Origin of the sequence: Methylocystis borbori (assembly GCF_036576025.1) — a bacterium.
GTDB classification, from domain to species: domain Bacteria; phylum Pseudomonadota; class Alphaproteobacteria; order Rhizobiales; family Beijerinckiaceae; genus Methylocystis; species Methylocystis borbori.
Window position 1 is genome coordinate 1 of record NZ_JAZHYN010000040.1, and the last position, 18,239, is coordinate 18,239.

At 62.8% G+C, this 18,239-nt stretch carries 17 protein-coding genes; 10 read left to right on the top strand and 7 right to left on the bottom strand.

Translation table 11 applies throughout. The features are described 5' to 3' along the window. Nucleotides 1-179: 179 nt before the first annotated feature. Complete coding sequence (locus V3H18_RS12580) at nucleotides 180-1,367, top strand: lytic murein transglycosylase (protein ID WP_332082419.1); 1,188 nt, start codon at nucleotides 180-182, stop codon at nucleotides 1,365-1,367. A 48-nt stretch (nucleotides 1,368-1,415) separates the two neighbouring features. Here V3H18_RS12580 and V3H18_RS12585 read toward each other — a convergent pair whose 3' ends face one another. The 4 genes from V3H18_RS12585 to V3H18_RS12600 all read right to left on the bottom strand — a co-directional run bounded on the left by V3H18_RS12585 (nucleotide 1,416) and on the right by V3H18_RS12600 (nucleotide 7,996). Then, a complete protein-coding gene (locus tag V3H18_RS12585) occupies nucleotides 1,416-2,693 on the bottom strand; it encodes an AI-2E family transporter (RefSeq protein ID WP_332082420.1) in 1,278 nt (425 codons plus the stop codon). Nucleotides 2,694-2,775: 82 nt separating this feature from the next. After that, a complete protein-coding gene (locus V3H18_RS12590) occupies nucleotides 2,776-6,579 on the bottom strand; it encodes a hypothetical protein (protein ID WP_332082421.1) in 3,804 nt (1,267 codons plus the stop codon). 200 nt (nucleotides 6,580-6,779) lie between these two features. Next, the gene (locus tag V3H18_RS12595) at nucleotides 6,780-7,049 is read right to left on the bottom strand and encodes an usg protein (protein WP_332082422.1); all 270 of its coding nucleotides are present in this window, start codon (nucleotides 7,047-7,049) and stop codon (nucleotides 6,780-6,782) included. A 164-nt stretch (nucleotides 7,050-7,213) separates the two neighbouring features. Continuing rightward, nucleotides 7,214-7,996: an N-formylglutamate amidohydrolase gene (locus V3H18_RS12600; RefSeq protein WP_332082423.1), complete on the bottom strand. Its 783-nt coding sequence runs from the start codon at nucleotides 7,994-7,996 to the stop codon at nucleotides 7,214-7,216. 117 nt (nucleotides 7,997-8,113) lie between these two features. Between V3H18_RS12600 and V3H18_RS12605 the strand changes: the two genes are divergently transcribed. The 5 genes from V3H18_RS12605 to lptA all read left to right on the top strand — a co-directional run bounded on the left by V3H18_RS12605 (nucleotide 8,114) and on the right by lptA (nucleotide 11,837). Next, on the top strand, nucleotides 8,114-8,995 hold the full coding sequence (locus tag V3H18_RS12605) for a transglutaminase family protein (RefSeq protein WP_332082424.1): 882 nt from the start codon (nucleotides 8,114-8,116) through the stop codon (nucleotides 8,993-8,995). A 55-nt stretch (nucleotides 8,996-9,050) separates the two neighbouring features. After that, nucleotides 9,051-9,878 carry a transglutaminase-like domain-containing protein gene (locus tag V3H18_RS12610; protein ID WP_332082425.1) on the top strand — a complete coding sequence of 276 codons (828 nt, stop codon included), beginning with the start codon at nucleotides 9,051-9,053 and terminating at the stop codon, nucleotides 9,876-9,878. 66 nt (nucleotides 9,879-9,944) lie between these two features. Beyond that, a complete protein-coding gene (locus tag V3H18_RS12615; RefSeq protein ID WP_332082426.1) occupies nucleotides 9,945-10,559 on the top strand; it encodes a ribonuclease D in 615 nt (204 codons plus the stop codon). A gap of 53 nt (nucleotides 10,560-10,612) precedes the next feature. Next, complete coding sequence (lptC, locus tag V3H18_RS12620) at nucleotides 10,613-11,305, top strand: LPS export ABC transporter periplasmic protein LptC (RefSeq protein ID WP_332082427.1); 693 nt, start codon at nucleotides 10,613-10,615, stop codon at nucleotides 11,303-11,305. Beyond that, entirely contained in the window at nucleotides 11,262-11,837 is a 576-nt protein-coding gene (gene lptA / locus V3H18_RS12625; RefSeq protein WP_408631786.1) for a lipopolysaccharide transport periplasmic protein LptA, read from the top strand. Before lptC ends, lptA begins: the two co-directional genes overlap by 44 nt. A 25-nt stretch (nucleotides 11,838-11,862) precedes the next feature. On the opposite strand, the gene V3H18_RS12630 is transcribed toward lptA, so the two are convergent. Continuing rightward, nucleotides 11,863-12,369, bottom strand: coding sequence for a lytic transglycosylase domain-containing protein (locus V3H18_RS12630; protein WP_332082428.1), 507 nt, complete (start codon nucleotides 12,367-12,369; stop codon nucleotides 11,863-11,865). A gap of 144 nt (nucleotides 12,370-12,513) precedes the next feature. Between V3H18_RS12630 and V3H18_RS12635 the strand changes: the two genes are divergently transcribed. From V3H18_RS12635 to V3H18_RS12645, 3 genes are all read left to right on the top strand, one after another. After that, complete coding sequence (locus tag V3H18_RS12635; RefSeq protein ID WP_332082429.1) at nucleotides 12,514-12,852, top strand: DUF3175 domain-containing protein; 339 nt, start codon at nucleotides 12,514-12,516, stop codon at nucleotides 12,850-12,852. Nucleotides 12,853-12,941: 89 nt separating this feature from the next. After that, nucleotides 12,942-13,214: an AbrB/MazE/SpoVT family DNA-binding domain-containing protein gene (locus V3H18_RS12640; RefSeq protein ID WP_332082430.1), complete on the top strand. Its 273-nt coding sequence runs from the start codon at nucleotides 12,942-12,944 to the stop codon at nucleotides 13,212-13,214. Beyond that, a complete protein-coding gene (locus V3H18_RS12645) occupies nucleotides 13,211-13,612 on the top strand; it encodes a type II toxin-antitoxin system VapC family toxin (protein ID WP_332082431.1) in 402 nt (133 codons plus the stop codon). Before V3H18_RS12640 ends, V3H18_RS12645 begins: the two co-directional genes overlap by 4 nt. 87 nt (nucleotides 13,613-13,699) lie before the next feature. Here the strand turns inward: V3H18_RS12645 and ettA are convergent, their stop codons facing one another. Next, nucleotides 13,700-15,352: an energy-dependent translational throttle protein EttA gene (gene ettA, locus V3H18_RS12650; RefSeq protein ID WP_332082432.1), complete on the bottom strand. Its 1,653-nt coding sequence runs from the start codon at nucleotides 15,350-15,352 to the stop codon at nucleotides 13,700-13,702. Between the two features lie 121 nt (nucleotides 15,353-15,473). After that, nucleotides 15,474-16,721 carry a peptide-binding protein gene (locus tag V3H18_RS12655; RefSeq protein WP_332082433.1) on the bottom strand — a complete coding sequence of 416 codons (1,248 nt, stop codon included), beginning with the start codon at nucleotides 16,719-16,721 and terminating at the stop codon, nucleotides 15,474-15,476. A 165-nt stretch (nucleotides 16,722-16,886) separates the two neighbouring features. Between V3H18_RS12655 and purD the strand changes: the two genes are divergently transcribed. Beyond that, a complete protein-coding gene (gene purD, locus V3H18_RS12660) occupies nucleotides 16,887-18,173 on the top strand; it encodes a phosphoribosylamine--glycine ligase (RefSeq protein WP_332082434.1) in 1,287 nt (428 codons plus the stop codon). Nucleotides 18,174-18,239: the final 66 nt, after the last annotated feature.

The following is an 18,239-nucleotide window of genomic DNA, read 5'->3' on the forward strand; positions in this document are numbered from 1 at the left end:
CGGTCGTCTATGCGGCCCCGCCTGTCTATGTCGAGGCGCCGCCGCCGCGCTGCTGGGTCGAGCGCCGGCCGATTTTCGACGAATTCGGCTATGTGATCGGCTCGCGCCCGCGCCGCGTCTGCGAGTGAGCCCCGCGCGACGCGCATGAAAAAGCCGCGCGCTTGCGTTAGCATTTGCGCATGAAGTCGAATCATCTTCTCGCGGCTGCGGCCGCGCTCATGCTGATGGCCGCGTTCGCCTCTGCGCCGGCGCGCGCGGAATGGTCGTCCTGCCTCGCCGGGCTGCGCGGCGTGGCGGCGGGCGCGGGCGTGAGCCAGCGGACCATCGCCCAGGCGACGGACGGGCTCGCGCCCAATGACGCCGTGAGCTTCATGGACAAGCAGCCGGAATTCACGACGCCGGTCTGGGATTACATCGCCGGCCTCGTCGACGAAGAGCGCGTCGAGGAAGGCCGCGCCATGCTGCACAAATACGCCAATGCGCTGCGCGCCGCCGAGAGCCATTATGGCGTCGATCCCGCCACCGTCGTCGCCGTCTGGGGCGTCGAATCCGATTTCGGCAAGAGCTTCGGCAAGCGGCCGGTGGTGCAGTCGCTGGCGACGCTCGCCTGCGAGGCCCCGCGCCGCAACGACTATTGGCGCAAGGAATTCGTCGCGGCGCTGAAAATCCTCGACAGCGGCGACATCGCCGCCGAGGAATTTTACGGCTCCTGGGCCGGCGCCTTCGGCCATACGCAATTCATGCCCTCGACCTTTCTTGGCGCGGCGGTCGATCTCGACGGCGACGGGCGGCGCAATATCGCGAGCTCCGCGCCCGATTCGCTCGGCTCGACGGCGAATTATCTGCGCAAGAGCGGCTGGCGGCCGGGGCTGCATTGGGGCTTCGAGGCGCGCCTGCCGGAAGGCTATAACGGCCCCTCGGGGCGCAAGAACCGCCAGTCCATGGGCTTCTGGCAGTCGCGCGGAATCACCCGCCTCGACGGGAGCGGCCTCGGGGAGGGGAGCGCGGCGCTGCTGCTGCCCGCCGGCCGCGACGGGCCGGCCTTTCTCGTGACGCGGAATTTCGACGCGATCTACGCCTATAATGCGGCGGAATCCTACGCGCTGGCGATCTGCGTGCTCTCGGACAGGCTGCGCGGGCGCCCCGGCATTCAGACGCCCTGGCCGACGGACGATCCCGGCCTCTCGCGCGCCGAGCGGCGCGAATTGCAAGCGCTGCTGACGCGCCGCGGCTATGACGTCGGCGACAGCGACGGCGTGATCGGAACCAAGACCAAGGAAGCGATCGCCGACTTTCAGGCGCGCGCCGGCCTCCAGCGCAACGGCCGCGCCAGCCTAAAGGTGCTTAACGCTTTGCGCGCGCGATAGCATTTTCCGTCGAAGCGGGAACCGGTTCGGCGAAGAAAATGCGTCAAATCAAGAAATTGAAGGGCGTTCAGGGACGCCCGCAAGGGCCTCCGCCGCCTCCGGCTCGACCTCGAAATCCGGCTCGCCGCCTCGCTCCTTCACCGCCTTGAGGTCCTCGGCGATCCAGGCCTTGCCGAGCTCCCAGACGACGGCGAGCACCACGGGGCCGGCGAAAAGCCCGGCGAAGCCATGGGCGAGCACGCCGCCGATGACGCCGACAAAAATCACCGGGATCGGCGTCGACAGCCCATGCGCGAAGATGAAGGGCTTCAATACGTTGTCCATGTAATTGACGGAGAGCATGCAAATCGTCAGCGCCAGCGCCCCGAGGGTCGGGAGCGTCGTCCAGGCCCAGAAGACGACGGGCGCGACGACAAGCAGCGGCCCGATCTGGACGATGCCGAGGACGAGGATCGCGACCGTGAGGAGGCTCGCGCCGGGAACGTCCGCGAGATACATGCCGACGCCGCCGATGAGCGCCTGCATCAAGGAAAGGCCCATGACGCCGCGCGAGACGGCGTTGATCGTCGCGCCGGCGAGATCGACGAATTTCTCGCCCGTCGAGGGGTCGATGCGCCGCGCGAGCGCGCGCGTTCCCGCGAGCAATTGCGGCGCGGCGGCGAGAATGAAGCCCATGAGCAGGACGGAGGCGAGGAATTTCAGCGTGCCGGCGCCGGCGCTGCGGGCGAGGCTCAGCAGAAACTCTCCGGCGGGCTTCAGCTGCGGCAGGATTTGCGTGAAGGCGCTGGTCAGATTCGTCGAGGCGAGCAGCCAGAAGGAATGCAGCTGCGCGCCGATGACCGGCCAGTCCTTGACCGATTCCGGCGGCGCGGGGATGTAGATGTCGCCCGCCTCGATCCCCGCCATCGCCGATTTGACGGGATCGATCATGCCGACGCCCATCCAGGTGACGGGGCCGATGATGAGCACGAGGCTCGCGAGCGTCATCAGCACGGCGGCGATGACGGGCCGTCCGCCGAGCGCGTCCGTGAGGAGGCGATAGAGCGGATAGAGGGCGACGGCGAGCACGACGGCCCAGAGGATGATCGCGACGAAGGGCTGGACGATCACGAAGGTCCAGTAGACGAGCCCGCCGATCGCGAAGAGGCGGATGGCGAGTTCGATGAAGAGCGTATTGAAGCGCCGCTCGACGCCATCGAGGCCGTTCGGCAATTCGGCGGCGAGGCCGGGCTGGGCGTCGCTCGGCGGCTGGGCCGGCAAGTCTTTTGGCGAGCCGTTTGGCAAGTCTTTTGGCAAGCCGTTTGGCGCATCATTCGCCGACGTCATTTTGGCGGCCCCGTCAGGATTTTGCATTGCAATAGACTGTCGTTTTGGCAGGCGTGTGGCAAGGGCGGGGGAGCCACACGTTTCATTCGAACCGGTTGTTGCGCCCGCGGTCTTCTTCCAATTCACGCCTATGCTCATTGCTAATGTATACTTCAAGGTCCGCTTTTGCCGCCGCTATCTGCGCCGCAAGAGCGGGGCTGCATGGCAGCGAACTGAGGAGTTTTAATCGACCCTCTAGCTTCGTGGCGAGCGAACCGCTCCAACTCGATGGATAGAGGCGGCGGATAATTTCCTTGAGCACAAGTTTTGGATCAGGTGCTTGCTCAAGGAGCTTTGGCGTGAGCGGCGTCCACTCGTGCGATTCGCCTGCCTTTGGCCGTCTAAACAATGTCGCCACGGCTGCTGTAAGCGGGTAACGCAAGGCGGGGTCGCGGTCACACCATTGGAGAAGTACTTCGTCTGGCACTACATCCAGAACTAGATGGTGCAAATGCCGAAGACTGCTAAGGACCTCCACACTTAACTGACATGACTCTGCATCACCTGAGAATAGCTCATCGAGTATGGGGACTGGGTGAAGCTGTAGAAGCCCCTTCATAAAGGCATCAAAGTCATAGACGCTGACCTCGTGCTTTGCGGCAGCGGATAGAAATTTTCTGCAAAGTGATCGCGATACCGGAATTCCTTCCGGCCCTACGAGCGAACCTCTAATGACCATGGCAAGCTCGTGGTCTTCGCGTGCAGTGCTGCGTGCAAATGTAAATTCACTCAGTACAATCCGACCTGCTTCGCGGACCTCGGTCAGTGGCTCACGATTCGCGGAAGCGTCCGAGTAAAATCGCAGCGAGATGATTTCGAGGCCGACGGCGCATCCTTCTGGCTTGCTCAAAATTGCGACGACCAAGTCGCGGAACTCGGGTCCTGCAAGGTCGTCGAGGACACGGCCATAAGCGAGACTGCGAAAGGCCTTGATCGGGGCGTTCTCAAGTTTAAGCGCTTGGAGCAACCGGGCTACTGCGCGTTCATTAATGGGGACATTTGCCTGCAGAACAGGAAACCATTCGGCGAGAGTTGGGTTCTCCAGTGTTTCGTCAAGGATTGTATCGGCGAGAGCCTCATCACGCTTTTGCAGCCCAATCAGAAAGCCTCCAAGAAGTTGGCTGCCCGCCTTTTTACTCGATACAAACTGCGCGACAATCGCATCCCACATCGTGCGCGGGCTCTCGGCCCCTTCGGCCAGCGCCTTGCCAAATATCTCAAGCCTGCCAGGATTGTTCAATAGCTCAGGCAGCAGCGTCTTGAAGGTCTCATCATCTACTGCGACGTCGTGGCCGAGAGCCTGTATCATTGCAGCCAAGCGTCCCGCGTTTGCTTCGTAGCGCGCGCCAGGATCGTCTACTTTCTTATCGTCATCAAGATCGTCGAAATCATAATTTTCTCTGCTGATGACAAGGCTGCGCACTTTGTTCGCGAGGTCTTTCGGCCGCAGGAACTCTTCCAGCGCCATCAGCCGGTCATGAAGTTCGGGCGTCATGCCCTCGCCGTCAAAAGTGCGCGTCTGTCGTGTCGCGATCCAGCCATCCCGCCAGAATGATTTGGCTGCAATCTCGCGGGCGAGCCGGTCGAGTTCGTCCGCCAGGCCTGCGTTGCTCCAGAACTCCCGGAAATTCTGAGCAATGGCTTTCTTCACGTCTTCGGCCGCAGGGCGATCCGACAGCGCGAATGTTCTCGCCAGCTTCAGCGCGGTATCAAACCAAGCACGTACGTCCGCTTGGGTTTTGGGATAGTAGCCATAGTCACGCGAGCGAGCGCCGAAGTCGAACTCATAGTGCGATGAAAAATAGCTCGTTTTCATGAGTGCTTGTAGCGCCTTGACCCCAAGGAGACGCGCGCGAGCTTCAGGAGAGCCAAGAAGTCTTTCCACCTCCTTCACGCGCGCCTCTATCGGCGCATGCGTTCCAGACAGCACGATAAAAAAGAGCGATTTGACGATCTCAGCCGCTTCGTTTTCCCTGTCTTGGTGATTCGGAAGCAACGCGAATTTCACCAGTAAGGCGATTGCGCGCTCGAAGAACATTGGGTCATAGGCGAGCGAACGCAAGAGCCGAGCGAAGTGAGCGCCGCGGTGCAGCGTGTTTTCATCTGCTCTGGCGAAAGCGTTCTCCAATGCTGCGAGCACGGCCTCTGGAGCCGTGGGAGCGATGTTCGCAAACATCGCTTGGCCCAACTCGTTGAAGTTCGTCACGTCACCAAGCAGACCGCTTGGCGCTAGCCACCCCTTGACGATGGTTTTGGCGTCGCTGCTATCGTCAAGATAACCGAGGCGTCGCGAGAAAGAGCGCAGAACACGCTCCAACGCGTTATCAACGAGGATTGATTTTATTTTTGCGGGCGGAATGTTCCGAAGCGCCATCTTGGCAAGGCGATTAGCGATTGCATGCGGCAGCACCGCGCGCCATTGCGCGCGGGCTTGCACGAGATCGCGCTGCTTAAGCTCTGCGACTCCCGCATAGACCTCTTCCGCCGTCTTGCCAATGAGACTACCAAGAACGGGAAGTTCGGCATGATCTCCTGTAAGAGACTCTCCCTCGAACGAATAGATGAGAGAACAGGACTGCGCAATCGACAGCAGAGATGGGTCAGGATAGTGACGTTGCTGAAAAAGACGCTTGAAAAGTTCTTCTTCACTCAAGCCCGCTACCGTCTCGGCTTTCTCGATCTGTGAAGCAAGGGCCAGCGCAACGCGTGCATTACCTCCGGAAAACTCTGCGATTTTCTGTGCATCAACTTGAGAAAGATCAGGATAGCGCCGTGCTACCAGTTTCTCGATTAGCGGAATTGAAGAAGTGTCCAGCGCGAAGACATCCGTGCCTTCGGGCTGGTCTTCGCGGATGTCGTATTCAATGGTGATGACGCTGATAGTTGAGCCCGCTGCTCGCGCCACTTCCGAAAGCCTTCGGTGCAGCTCTGGCGTGCAATTGTCGACGACGAGGATCGCACGGGTGCGGTTTGCAATTAGGTCCGAAGCGAGACCGGCTGGTGGAGGGTTGGGCTCATCCGCCTCGTTTGTGTAGATTGCAAGCGAGGGATCCAGGGCGCCTTCACCGACGGCTGCATCGAACAAGGCTTCGGCAAGCCTTGTCTTGCCGACGCCTGACAGACCGACAAGCCGCGCCACATGGCCCGGCAAGGCAAGCACCTTGCGGATATGATTGATGCCGTCGACTGCGGAAAACCCGTCCCCCTCGTCCTTATCGCCCGTGCGGATGCGTGCTTGCTTATCGGCAAGATAGCTCGCATCAATGCCTGCAGGTGTAAGCGACCATGAGCCATAGGATTGCCAGCCAGACAACGCCTTGCCGATTCGCGCCCGTACCCACGGGATCAGCCCGACATGATCGCGAACCCATGTCGCAACGCGATTGCGGTCGTAGAAGTCCAGCATCAGTTTTGTTTCGGCGAGCGTGCCTTTGAGAGCCTCAGCCATCGCATCGCGTCGGTTCTTGAGCGCTGTCTCCGAGGTGGAGCCGTTTGAGCTCACGATGATGTATGCGCCGCTGGTGTTGGCCAGCTCAAGAATGATGGGCCTCAAGACCCCGGTTGAACTCGGCTTCATCTCGTCGAGTATGTCGGCCCGGGGCATGTCGGGCTTTTTCACCTGAAAGCCGGTTTGCGGATTGGGGACGAAGCCGGTTATCGCCGTGCCAGCCGCGAGACTTACACGTACGTCGAGCCCCCCATCTTTTGCGTTTTGATCTCCGCCCCAGGTAACGCCGGAAGAGGGTAGGCCGCGCCTGCGCATCTCTGCCTCGCAGAGAAGCCCAATCAATTTGCGTAAATCCGTGTCGCCCAAAGCGGCGATGTCATCACCGGTGATTTCGAACATGGGGCGAAGCTAGGCAGCCATTTTCTGAGCGTCAATAAAGATGGGTCTATTCTTGGCGCATAGTGGAAACTCAAACTGACTACAAACTACTCGGTGCCTGCTTCGACAACACCCGCGCCTTTGCGACAAGCTGCGCCTGTAACATCCAACGTTCGGGCCGCGGGCGCTGCTTCTTTCGGCGGATAAAGCGCGCCGCCTCCTCAATGCACCCTGAATTCGCCATCGAGGAGTTTCAGCTCCGCCGGCTTGATGAGTCCCGAATGCGCGACGGTGACGGCGTGCAGCGGGCCTTCGAGCTGGCGCACCCAAAAATCCAAAAATTTGCGCAGCTCGGGAAAGCCCGGGTGCAGATCATATTCCTGCCAGACATAGGATTGCAGGATTTTGGGATGATCGGGCATCCGATAAAGAATGTTCGCCGTCGTGAGGCCATAGCCGGCCATTTGCAAAGCGAAGTCGCGCGAGGCCATTCGACTCTCCTTTTGCTTTTTACAAATTCTGCCAGCGCTTTTGCCTTCAGGCAAGCAAGCGGCGCGCCAAAACCAATTAAAAACAATCTGCTAGCAGCAGAGCGCCGCGAGTGACGCAATCTTCTTAGAAAATATTCGCCGCCCGCCGCCCCCTCGGCCGGGCGTCACGGCGTCGCGGTCAGCTCTCGATAGGCCTGCGGCAGCAAGCGCGCGAGCCGCGCGGCCCAGGCGCGCTGGCCGCTCTCGCTCTCGATCAGGTCCTGCCTGATCTCGACCTCGACGTGAAGCAGGCCGCGCCGCTCGCCATGCGTCGGAATGGTGTAATCCGTCTCGTCGGTCAGCCGATAGGGCTCATTGTCGCCGACGATGAGCCCTTCGCCTTCCAGCGACGCCAGCAGCCGCTTGGCGAGGCGGGCGTCGCGATTGTAAAGCACGGCGGCCTGCCAATGCCGCGCCGACCCCAAGAAGACCGGGGTGAAGCTGTGCATCGCGATCAGCGCCGTCGGCCGGCCTTCTTGCCGGCGCCGGTCGAGCTCTGCTTTGATTCGATCGTGATAGGGCTCGAAAATCTCGCGCCGGCGCGCCTCCTTGGCGCCTTCGCTCAAGCCTATGTTTCCCGGTATCGGCGTCGATTCGCTGATTTCCGCAATCGACGTCTCTAGCCCCGGCGCGCGGTTGCAGTCGATGACGAGGCGCGAATAATTCTGCTGCACGAGCGTCGCGTCGAGCGCCGTCGCGAGCAAGCGGGAAACTTCGGCGACGCCGATGTCCCAGGCGATGTGGCGCGCCAATTCGGCTTCCGGGACGCCGAGCCCGGCGAGGGCGCGCGGGATGGCGTTGCTCGCGTGATCGACGACGATGAAGAAGGGCGAGGAGCCGTTTTCATTCACCGCCGCGACCGGCGCCGGCTCGTCGGCCGCCAACAGGCTGTCAGGCGTTCCAGTCATGGGGATTCGGCTTCGTTGGAGCGGCGGAGGCGGGGCCATGATTGAGCCCCATTTCTGGCGTGGAAATTGCCTTCTAACTGAACGTGCAGTATCTGCAACTTGCAGCGTGGGAACGCCATGCCGATTCTGACCGTCCGACACGTCACGAGCTACCATTACAAGCAGCCCGTCGCCTTTGGCGAGCATCGGATGATGCTGCGGCCGCGCGACGACGACGACCAGATCGTGCTCGAGTCCGAACTCGACATTTCGCCCGCGCCGAGCCGCATCTCCTGGACGCGGGACGCTTTCGGCAATCATGTCGCGACCGCCCATTTCGACGAACGCGCCACGGAGCTTCGCTTCGAAAGCACCATGCGTCTGCGCCACGCGCCGACCGAGTTTTGCGAAGCGGATATTGAGGATTTCGCGCGCAGCCATCCCTTCGCCTATGGCGCGGAAGAGCGGCCCGATCTCGCCTGCTTCCTCGCGCCGCAATCCCAGCATCCCCAGCTCGAGCGCTGGGCCGCCGCCTTCCTGCGCGAAGATGGATCGGCCGACACCCACAGACTGCTCGTCGATATGACGCAGACGATCAACCGCACCTTCAAACATGTCGCGCGACATGAGAAGGGCGTTCAGGACCCCGTCCAGACTTTGGAGCTCGCCAGCGGCAGTTGCCGCGATCTGGCGACGCTCATGATCGCGGCGCTGCGCGCGCTCGGAATCGCCGCGCGATTCGTTTCCGGATATCTGCATCTCGACGATGATGACGACGACGAGATTGGCGGCAACACCCACGCCTGGGTCCAGGCCTATATCGCCGGCCCGGGCTGGGTTGACTTCGATCCTTCCAGCGGCATGGTCGGGAATCGCAATCTCGTGCGCATCGCGGTCGTGGACGAGCCGAGGGAAGCGATCCCGCTCCAAGGAACCTGGATCGGAGCGGCGTCCGACCATCTCGCCATGAAGGTCGCGGTCAAGGTCGCCGCCGCTTCGGACGCCGAGGCGGGAGAATAAACTCCGCCCTATATGGATTGCGCGGCTCCGCCTTGCTGAGCAAAGGAGGCTTTCGATGAAGATTCGCGCCGGCTACGAAATTGCCTATGATTGCCCGCAGCCGACGCCCATGATTTTGACGCTCAGCGTTCACCCGTCACGCCTCGACGATGTGCTGACGGTGGATCACATGCGACTCGATCCGCCGCTCCACGCCAACGCCTATCACGACAGTTTCGGCAATTTCTGCCATGTGATCCGCGCTCCGGCCGGCCGGCTCACACTGTCCTCGGACTTTCTTGTTCAGGACAGCGGCGAGCCCGAGCCAATCGCCCCGGAGGCCGAGCAGCACGCCCTCGAGGACCTGCCTGTCGACGTATTGGTCTATCTGCTCGGCAGCCGCTACTGCGAGACCGATCGTCTGTCGGATGAGGCATGGGCGCTTTTCGGCCATGTGCCGAAAGGCTGGCCGCTGGCGCAGGCGATCTGCGATTATGTCCACGATCGCATCGCCTTCGATTACGAGCATGCGAGCCCCGTAAGAACGGCGTGGGACGCCAACAAGGATCGGCGCGGCGTATGCCGCGACTTCGCCCATCTCGCGGTCGCCTTGTGCCGCTGCATGAATATTCCGGCGCGTTACTGCACCGGCTATCTCGGGGACATCGGCGTGCCGCCCGACCCGTCGCCGATGGATTTCAGCGCCTGGTTCGAAGTCTATCTCGGCGGCCGCTGGCATACGTTGGACGCCCGCCACAACGAGCCGCGAATTGGGCGCATCCTGATGGCGCGCGGACGCGACGCGACCGACGTCGCGATGGTGACGTCGTTTGGCCTGTGCACGCTCGCCGGCTTCAAGGTGATCACCGAGGAGGTCACGGCGCCGACGCCGGCGATCACCTGAAGCGCTTCGACAAGCCCCGCGCCTTTGCGATAGACTGTCGCCTCGACATTCAACGATTCGGGCCGCATGACCATCCGCCTCCATCAGGGCGATCTCCCGGAGGGGATCGGCTCTGGCGCCATTGTCGCCATCGACACCGAGACGCTCGGCCTTAATCCGCACCGCGACCGGCTGTGCCTCGTCCAGCTCTCCTTCGGCGACGGCAACGCGGAGCTCGTCCAGATCGCCAAGGGCCAGACGCGCGCGCCCAACCTCGAACGCCTGCTCGCCGATCCCAACACATTGAAGCTTTTCCATTTCGCGCGTTTCGACCTCGCCATGCTCGCCAAGACCTTCGGCTTCGTCCCTGGGCCGGTCTATTGCACCAAGATCGCCTCGAAGCTCGTGCGCACCTATACCGACCGCCACGGCCTCAAGGACCTCGTGCGCGAGCTTTTGGGCGTTGAAATCTCCAAGCAGCAGCAGTCCTCGGACTGGGGCGCGGAAGCGCTCACCGAGGCGCAGCAGGCCTATGCGGCGTCGGACGTGCTTTATCTCCACCAGCTCAAGGACAGGCTCGACGCCATGCTCGCCCGCGAGGGGCGCGGGGAGCTCGCCCAGGCCTGTTTCGATTTTCTGCCCACGCGGGCGCGGCTCGACCTTGCCGGCTGGCCGGAAATCGATATTTTCGCCCATGAGTGAGCGGACGGGCCAGGCGCCACGAATTCGCCGCCTCCGCGCCTCATGATGACGGCATGAGCGATATTCCCACGCCTTCCGCCGGCGACCGGTTCGGCTCCTTCGCCGCGCCGCGCGAGAGCGCCTTTCCCGAGGCCCTGCGCCACTCGGCGCGGGTGACGCGCCTTCGCCGATGGATTTTGTGGGGCGCGGGGGGCGTCGTCGGCGTCGTCGGCCTCGGCCTCGCCATCAGCACGCTGCGCTTCCTGCCGGCGAATTTAAGCCTCGCCCGCGTCGCGCTGGAGGGCTCCCGCATCGTCATCGAAAGCCCCAAGCTCGTCGGCTATCGCGAAGACGGCCGTCCCTATGAGGTGCGCGCCGCGACCGGCGTGCAGGACCTGGCGAAGCCCGACGTCATCGAACTTGCAAAGCTCGAGGTGCGCGTCGAGAATAGCAAGGACAGTTCGATCCTGCTGACCGCCGAGAAGGGCGTCTACGACCGCAAGGCGGATTACGCGGATTTGAGCGGCGGCGTCGGCATCCACGAAGAGAAGAATTTCGACATGCGGCTCGAAGCGGCGTCGATGGACTTCAAGGCGAGCCTCATGACCTCGAACAGGCCGACGACCCTGACGATCGAGGGCGGCGAAGTGAAGGCGAATGCGGTAGAGTTCTCCCAGAAGGAGCGGCGGGCGACCTTTACGGGCGCGGTGCATTCGACCTTCTATGGCGAAGGCGACGCATCGCCCGATCTTCATGCGGCGCAATGACGAAAGCCCGATGCGCCGATATGTCTTCGTCCTTTTGGCGGCGCTCGCCGCCGCGCCGGCGGTCGCCAAGGGCCGCTCCGGGGGCATTCTGCCCGGAGCGACGGCGAAAGACCCCTTAAATATCGACGCCGGCAAGCTCGATTATTTCGACAAGGAGCAAAAGCTCATCTATTCGGGCAGCGTCATCGTCGTTAACGGGCCTTCGACGCTCAAGGCTTCGCGCCTCATCATCTTTCTCGACGGCAAGGGCGGCGGCGACGCCGGCGCGAGCAACGACCGCGTGAAGCATATCGACGCCGAAGGCCCGGTGACGCTGGTCTCGAAGGATCAGATCGGGACGGGCGATCGCGGCAGCTACGACAAGGCCGAAAACAAGGTCTATCTCACCGGCAATGTGACGCTGACGCAGGGCGAGAATGTCGTGAAGGGCGACCGCCTCGTCTATGACGTGACGACGGGCATTGCGACCGTGCAGGGCGGCGAGGCGCAGGGCGGCCGGGTGCGCAGCACTTTCACGCCGAAAAACCAGTAGCGCGTTTTCCCCCGAGGCGGCGACGTCAATGCTCGTTGAACTGGACCGATGTCACGAGCTGGTCGAGCATGCGCTTGCGCTTGGCCTCGTGATAATAGCCGCCGGCATAGAGCTTGATGGCGCGGGACTCGTCGCCGCCGCCGACTTTATAGGCGTTGGCGAGGTAGGGCACCGCGAAGGCGAGATTGATGTCGGCGTCGAGAAGCCCGTCCGCCGGGCCCTGATAGCCCATGGAGCGCGCCGTGTCATGACGGATTTGCATCAGGCCCCAATAGGGGCCGTGGCGCGCGGCGGGATTGTAATTGCTCTCGCGCCGGATCGAGCGGTGAATGAGCGATTCCGGAATGTCGTAGAGGCGCGCGTAATGGGCGATGCGCTTATGGAGCGCGTCCTTGTCGGAAATCGGCTCCGCGCGGGAGTCTTCCCGATAGGCGGCGGGCGCGGAGGCGACGGGCGAGCCTTGCGGCGCGCAGCCGGCGAGGCCGAACGTCCCCAATATTGCGAGCGCGGCGGCGCAAGCGGATGATTTCATGGCGTAAGACTCTCCTCCTCGCGCCGCCCATAAGCCTGCGCCTGACTCGGCCATGCGCAAATGGCGAATTCGTGGCGCCGGCTCGGAGGGCATTGAGACTCCGGGCCAGGCGATTAATTCTCCCGTAGTTAGGGAGCGGCGGCGATGGCGAGACAGGCGTCGACAGGCGGCGCGGCGAAGTCGGCAAGCCGAACGCCGGCTAAAGCCAGGGCGGCCTATTGGTCGGGCGAGGTCACGCGCCGCAGCCATGCGCTCGATCTCGAAGCGGGCGTCTTCGCCCTCGACGATCCGAAAGAGATCGCGCAGTCCTTGAAGCGCTCGGCCGAGGCGAGCGCCAGGCGCAAATCGACGCCCTTTCGCTCCGCCATGTCGATGCTGAATTTCTACATCAACAGGGCGGGCAAAAACTTGCCGGAGGCGCGAAAGCGGGCGCTGGAGCAGGCCAAGGCCGAGTTGCGGCGGGAATTTGGGCGCCGGGTTTAGGACGCGCCTGTCCAGCTTCGTTGACGCGCCGCGCCGCCAGTTTTACTTTTCTTGCTTGGATATTACTTTTGAGGCCAAGGCCACGAAAGATGAGCACGAAAGTCACCGTCAAAGGCCAGGTCACCTTGCCAAAGGCCGTGCGCGAAGCGGCGGGCATTCGCCCCGGCGACCGCGTCACCGTGCGCGCGCGGCCGGAGGGCGGCGTGCTGGTGGAGCGCAATGAGGCGCCACAGTTGGACGCTGCCGCGGTGAAGGCGGCAAGGGGCAAGATCGAGCGGGCGCTGGCCGCGCTGGATCATAAAGGCGTGAAATTTGAAATGACGACAGATGAGTGGATACATCTCTTGCGAGGCGACGATTGACGCTTGTCGACACTAATATTTTCATTGACCTGCTGACGCGCAATCCCGACTGGTTTGAAGCGTCGCAAGAGGCGCTGGAACGAAGAATGTCGCGCGGCGCGGTTTTAATTGTCGACGCCGTATTCGCGGAGCTGGCGACGGGTTTTACGAGCGAGACCGATTGCTCCGACTTTCTCGATGCACTCGGCGTCGAACATTCCGCCATGTCGCGGCAAGCGCTCTGGCGCGCGGGCCAAGCGTTTCGCGACTATCGGGTGCGCGGCGGCGCCAAGACGAATGTCCTCGCCGATTTTTTTATCGGGGCGCAGGCGGAAACGCTCGGCGTTGTGCTGCTGACGCGCGATGTCGGGAGGTATCGGACCTATTTCCCCGAGGTGGAGATCGTGGGGCTTGAATAAACTGTCTTTCTTGCCGAATTATCGCGACGGGCGTAATCGATTTCCTGCATTGCCTCGCTTCGAGCGCAATGACGCAATCCGCCGTCGTCACCTCGCGAACTTTTTATATTTCAGCCGGTGCGGGATGATGGAGTCGAGCCCCAGCCGCCGCTTCTTGTCATCTTCGTAATCGGCGAAATTGCCCTCGAACCATTCGACATGGCTGTCGCCCTCATAGGCGAGAATATGCGTCGCGATGCGGTCGAGGAAGAAGCGGTCATGCGAGATGATGACGGCGCAGCCGGCGAAATCGACGAGCGCCTCTTCGAGCGCGCGCAGCGTGTCGACGTCGAGATCATTCGTCGGCTCGTCGAGCAGCAGCACATTGGCGCCGCTTTTCAGCATTTTCGCGAGATGCACGCGGTTGCGCTCGCCGCCTGAGAGCTGACCGACCTTCTTCTGCTGGTCCGATCCCTTGAAGTTGAAGGCCGAACAATAGGCGCGCGAATTGATCTCGCGCTTGCCGAGATAGATCACCTCATTGCCCTCGGAGATCTCCTCCCAGACGGTCTTATTGGCGTGCAGCGCGTCGCGCGACTGGTCGACATAGCCAAGCTGCACGCTGTCGCCGATGGCGATCGTTCCCTTGTCGGGTTTCTCCTGGCCGGTGATCATGCGAAACAATGTCGTCTTGCCGGCGCCGTTCGGGCCGATCACGCCGACGATGCCGCCGGGCGGCAGCTTGAAGGAGAGATCGTCGATCAGCAGCGTGTCGCCGAAGCCTTTCGACAGATGGTCGAATTCGATGACATTGTCGCCGAGACGCTCGGCGACGGGAATAACGATCTGCGCGGTGGTCGGCGCTTTGTCGTTCTGCTTGGCCACGAGTTCTTCGTAACGCTGGATGCGCGCCTTGCTTTTCGCTTGCCGCGCCTTGGGCGAAGCGGCGATCCATTCGCTCTCGGCTTCGAGCGCGCGCTGGCGCGCCTTGTCTTCCGAGGATTCCTGCGCGAGGCGCTTCTGCTTCTGCTTCAGCCAGCTCGTATAATTGCCCTCATAGGGAATGCCGCGGCCGCGATCGAGTTCGAGAATCCAGCCCGTGACATTGTCGAGGAAGTAGCGGTCGTGGGTGACGATCAGGATCGCGCCCGGATATTGGCGCAGATGTCCCTCGAGCCAATTCACCGTCTCGGCGTCGAGATGGTTCGTCGGCTCGTCGAGGAGCAGCATCTCCGGCTGTTCGAGCAGCAGCCGGCAGAGCGCGACGCGGCGCCGTTCGCCGCCCGAGAGCTTGGTTACGTCGGCGTCGTCGGGCGGACAGCCGAGCGCGTCCATCGCCTGATCGACCTGGCTGTCGAGATCCCACAGGCCCTTGGCCTCGATCTCGTCCTGCAGCCGCGTCATTTCATCTGCAGTCTCGTCCGAATAATTCATGGCGAGATCATTGTAGCGGTCGAGAATGGCCTTCTTGTCGGCGACGCCGAGCATGACATTGCCGCGCACGTCGAGCGTGGGATCGAGCTGCGGCTCCTGCGGCAGATAGCCGACGCGCGCGCCCTCGGCGACGAAGCCTTCGCCCGTGAATTCCTTGTCGATGCCCGCCATGATGCGCAAAAGCGTCGATTTGCCCGCGCCATTGACGCCCAATACGCCGATTTTGGCGTCGGGATAGAAGGAGAGATGGATATTGTCGAGGACCTTCTTGCCGCCCGGATAGGTCTTGGTGAGGCCCTGCATGTGATAGATGAACTGGCGCGCCATAGGTGCCGTCTTCGGTGCTGGAGGGGATGTTGGCGCTGTGTTTAGAGCATTTGGCGGCGGAGGGGAAACCGCCTTTTGCGCGATGGACCGCGCGAAACGCGAGACTGTTGGGATATTGGGCTCAGTGCAGGTCGAGCACCCGCGCCTCGACCTCGCGGAGTCGCCCCTCGCGCAGGAGCCGAAGCCGACGGATTTCGCCGGGCTTGCCCCCGAGCGCCGCGAGCACGGCGGTCTTGCTCGCGCCGCGCGCGTCGAGCGCGTCTATGCCAACGATTTCATCGCCGACCGAGGCGCCTTCGATCGCGTTCCCGCCCACCGCCCCAACCAGACCGCCGACAAAATAGCGCGTGTCGCGCCTCACCAGCGTAACGCCGACCTGATCCAGATCGTGCGGATCAGGTTTGCTTTGCGCCTGCCAATAAGAAGTTCGGTTGGGGAAATCGATGGTCAGCTTGAAATGGCCGAGGACATTGGCGCCGAGCCAGCCTACCACGGGCCGAACTGCCGATTTCTGCCAATTGTCCCAAAAGAAGTCGCCTACGACTCCATCGACGACTGAACCGAACACCGGGCCGGTGCCCAGGACGCCGACATCTTTCAATTCGATGGCGCCAATATCGATGCCAGGCAGACGGGCGACCGTCCCCTGCTTTTCGAAGGCGTAGTCGAGCATGTTGTTGTTGGCGAGCCCGATCGCGCCTTCGGCGCGACGCCAATCGGAATGGGCGGCAAGCCACTTCTTCAGGACGTCGCCGCGCATCCAGCTATAGCCGGAGCCGGCGTCGATCACGAAGGGAAAGCTCTCGCCCGAGACGGCGACATCGACCGTGGCGAAGCCCGTCTTTTCGTTCAGGTCGAAGGGGATGGCGACTCCGTCGGGCTTGTCGGCGCCGCCTTTCGTCAACGCGAGCGACCGGCGCACGTAATCGATCATCACGACGTGGCCCAGCAGCAGGCTCGCCGGCAGCATGGCTTCCACCGGATGGGGCGCGAACAGATGCTCGAAGCTCGGCGCCGCCAAGCCGCCCTCGCCGTCGGTCACGGCGCTCGGCGGCGCCTCCAATGCAGCGCCCGCCAATTCGATCCTCAGCGGATGTCCGTCGCCGATTTGAAGTTCTCGGTACAGGGGTTTGGACAGGGTCGGCGACGCCATGCCCATGTTGAACCATGCCAGCGCTTTCCGCTGCCCTCCGTCTGGCTTGCGGAAACTGACTTCGATCAGAATGCGGCCGGCGTCGAGGATAAAAGGAGCCGTCTCAACCTGCCTTTTCGCTGCGGGCTTTCGTTGGGCGGCGAGGAGGCTGTCCGCCGAGGGCGGCGCGAGCGCGATCACGAGCGCAAAGGCGAGACATGAAAATAGCTTCGGCATCGAAGTTCCTCGATCGAAAATTTTTAGATTTGGACGATCGCGATTGTCTCGCGCTCTATGTCGAAATTGAGCCCGCTCTCTCGCGCCTTTGCCCACAAGCCGATTTGCTTTTCGCGCGCGAGCGTTTAAGCCCTTCGCCCCAAGAGACGGAAAGGCTCGAACTCGATGAATATCCTCCTCATCGGCTCCGGCGGGCGAGAGCACGCCATCGCCAATGCGCTGGCGAAAAGCCCGCGCTTGACGCGCCTTTTCGTCGCGCCCGGCAATCCGGGGACGGCGCGCGTCGGCGCCAATGTCGCGCTTGACGCCGCCGAGCATGCCGCCGTTTTGCATTTCTGCCGCGCCGAGCAAATTGACCTCGTCGTCGTCGGGCCGGAGCAGCCGCTGATCGGCGGCCTCGTCGACGCATTGGCGCAGCACTGCATTCTCGCCTTCGGGCCGACGCAGGCGGCGGCGCAGTTAGAGGGCTCCAAGGGCTTCACCAAGGATCTCTGTCGCGCCCATAACATCCCCACCGCCGATTACGCCCGCTTCGATGCGTTGGCGCCCGCCTTGCGCTATGCGCGCGAGAAGAGCGCGCCGATCGTCGTCAAGGCGGATGGGCTCGCGGCCGGCAAGGGCGTCGTCGTCGCGCAGACGCTTGAAGAAGCCGAGCGCGCTCTTGAGGCCATGTTCGCCGGCGCCTTCGGCCAGTCGGGCGCGGAAGTCGTCATCGAGGAGTTTCTCGAAGGCGAGGAAGCCTCCTTCTTCGCGATCTGCGACGGGACGCGCGCGCTGCCTTTCGCCACGGCGCAGGACCATAAGCGCGTCGGCGATGGCGACGTCGGCCCAAACACCGGCGGCATGGGCGCCTATTCGCCGGCTTCGGTCGTCACGGCGGAGATCGAGGCCCGCGTGATGCGCGAGATTATCGAGCCGACGCTCGAAGCGATGCGCGAGAGGGGCGCGCCCTATCAGGGCGCGCTTTACGCCGGGCTGATGCTGACGAAAGACGGGCCCAAGCTCATCGAATATAACTGCCGCTTCGGCGATCCCGAGGCGCAGGTCATTCTTCCGCGCTTTGAAGACGATCTTCTGGAGCTGATGCTTGCGGCGACGCGCGGCGCGCTGCCGGAGGCGACGCCGCGTTTCTCGCCGCAAGCCGCGCTCACCGTGGTGCTGGCGGCGGAAAACTATCCCGGAACGCCGATTGTCGGCTCCGAAATTCGCGGGCTCGAACGCGCGGAGGCGATTCCCGGCGTCATCGTCACCCATGCCGGAACGCGCGAAGCGGAGGGCAGGGTTCTCGCCGCCGGCGGGCGCGTGCTCAATGTCACGGCGCTTGCGCCGACTGTCGCGGAGGCGCAGGCTCTGGCCTACGCCGCCGTCGACGCCATCGATTGGCCGGGCGGTTTCTGCCGGCGCGACATCGGCTGGCGCGAAGTTGCGCGTGAGGCGAAAAGGGGCGGTTAAAAGAAGCATTCCGAAATCGAGGCGCTTGCTGAAACGCACGGCCTTTGTCACTCTCGCCGATATCCT

What these genes read in the sequence shown, in the direction of transcription:
- V3H18_RS12655 (WP_332082433.1), bottom strand. Translation starts at nt 16,721, where the DNA reads ATGCCGAAGCTATTTTCATGTCTCGCCTTTGCGCTCGTGATCGCGCTC.
- purD (WP_332082434.1), top strand. Translation starts at nt 16,887, where the DNA reads ATGAATATCCTCCTCATCGGCTCCGGCGGGCGAGAGCACGCCATCGCC.
- V3H18_RS12615 (WP_332082426.1), top strand. Translation starts at nt 9,945, where the DNA reads ATGACCATCCGCCTCCATCAGGGCGATCTCCCGGAGGGGATCGGCTCT.
- V3H18_RS12580 (WP_332082419.1), top strand. Translation starts at nt 180, where the DNA reads ATGAAGTCGAATCATCTTCTCGCGGCTGCGGCCGCGCTCATGCTGATG.
- V3H18_RS12600 (WP_332082423.1), bottom strand. Translation starts at nt 7,996, where the DNA reads ATGACTGGAACGCCTGACAGCCTGTTGGCGGCCGACGAGCCGGCGCCG.
- lptC (WP_332082427.1), top strand. Translation starts at nt 10,613, where the DNA reads ATGAGCGATATTCCCACGCCTTCCGCCGGCGACCGGTTCGGCTCCTTC.
- V3H18_RS12610 (WP_332082425.1), top strand. Translation starts at nt 9,051, where the DNA reads ATGAAGATTCGCGCCGGCTACGAAATTGCCTATGATTGCCCGCAGCCG.
- lptA (WP_408631786.1), top strand. Translation starts at nt 11,262, where the DNA reads ATGGCGAAGGCGACGCATCGCCCGATCTTCATGCGGCGCAATGACGAA.
- ettA (WP_332082432.1), bottom strand. Translation starts at nt 15,352, where the DNA reads ATGGCGCGCCAGTTCATCTATCACATGCAGGGCCTCACCAAGACCTAT.
- V3H18_RS12605 (WP_332082424.1), top strand. Translation starts at nt 8,114, where the DNA reads ATGCCGATTCTGACCGTCCGACACGTCACGAGCTACCATTACAAGCAG.
- V3H18_RS12595 (WP_332082422.1), bottom strand. Translation starts at nt 7,049, where the DNA reads ATGGCCTCGCGCGACTTCGCTTTGCAAATGGCCGGCTATGGCCTCACG.
- V3H18_RS12590 (WP_332082421.1), bottom strand. Translation starts at nt 6,579, where the DNA reads ATGTTCGAAATCACCGGTGATGACATCGCCGCTTTGGGCGACACGGAT.
- V3H18_RS12585 (WP_332082420.1), bottom strand. Translation starts at nt 2,693, where the DNA reads ATGACGTCGGCGAATGATGCGCCAAACGGCTTGCCAAAAGACTTGCCA.
- V3H18_RS12640 (WP_332082430.1), top strand. Translation starts at nt 12,942, where the DNA reads ATGAGCACGAAAGTCACCGTCAAAGGCCAGGTCACCTTGCCAAAGGCC.
- V3H18_RS12630 (WP_332082428.1), bottom strand. Translation starts at nt 12,369, where the DNA reads ATGAAATCATCCGCTTGCGCCGCCGCGCTCGCAATATTGGGGACGTTC.
- V3H18_RS12635 (WP_332082429.1), top strand. Translation starts at nt 12,514, where the DNA reads ATGGCGAGACAGGCGTCGACAGGCGGCGCGGCGAAGTCGGCAAGCCGA.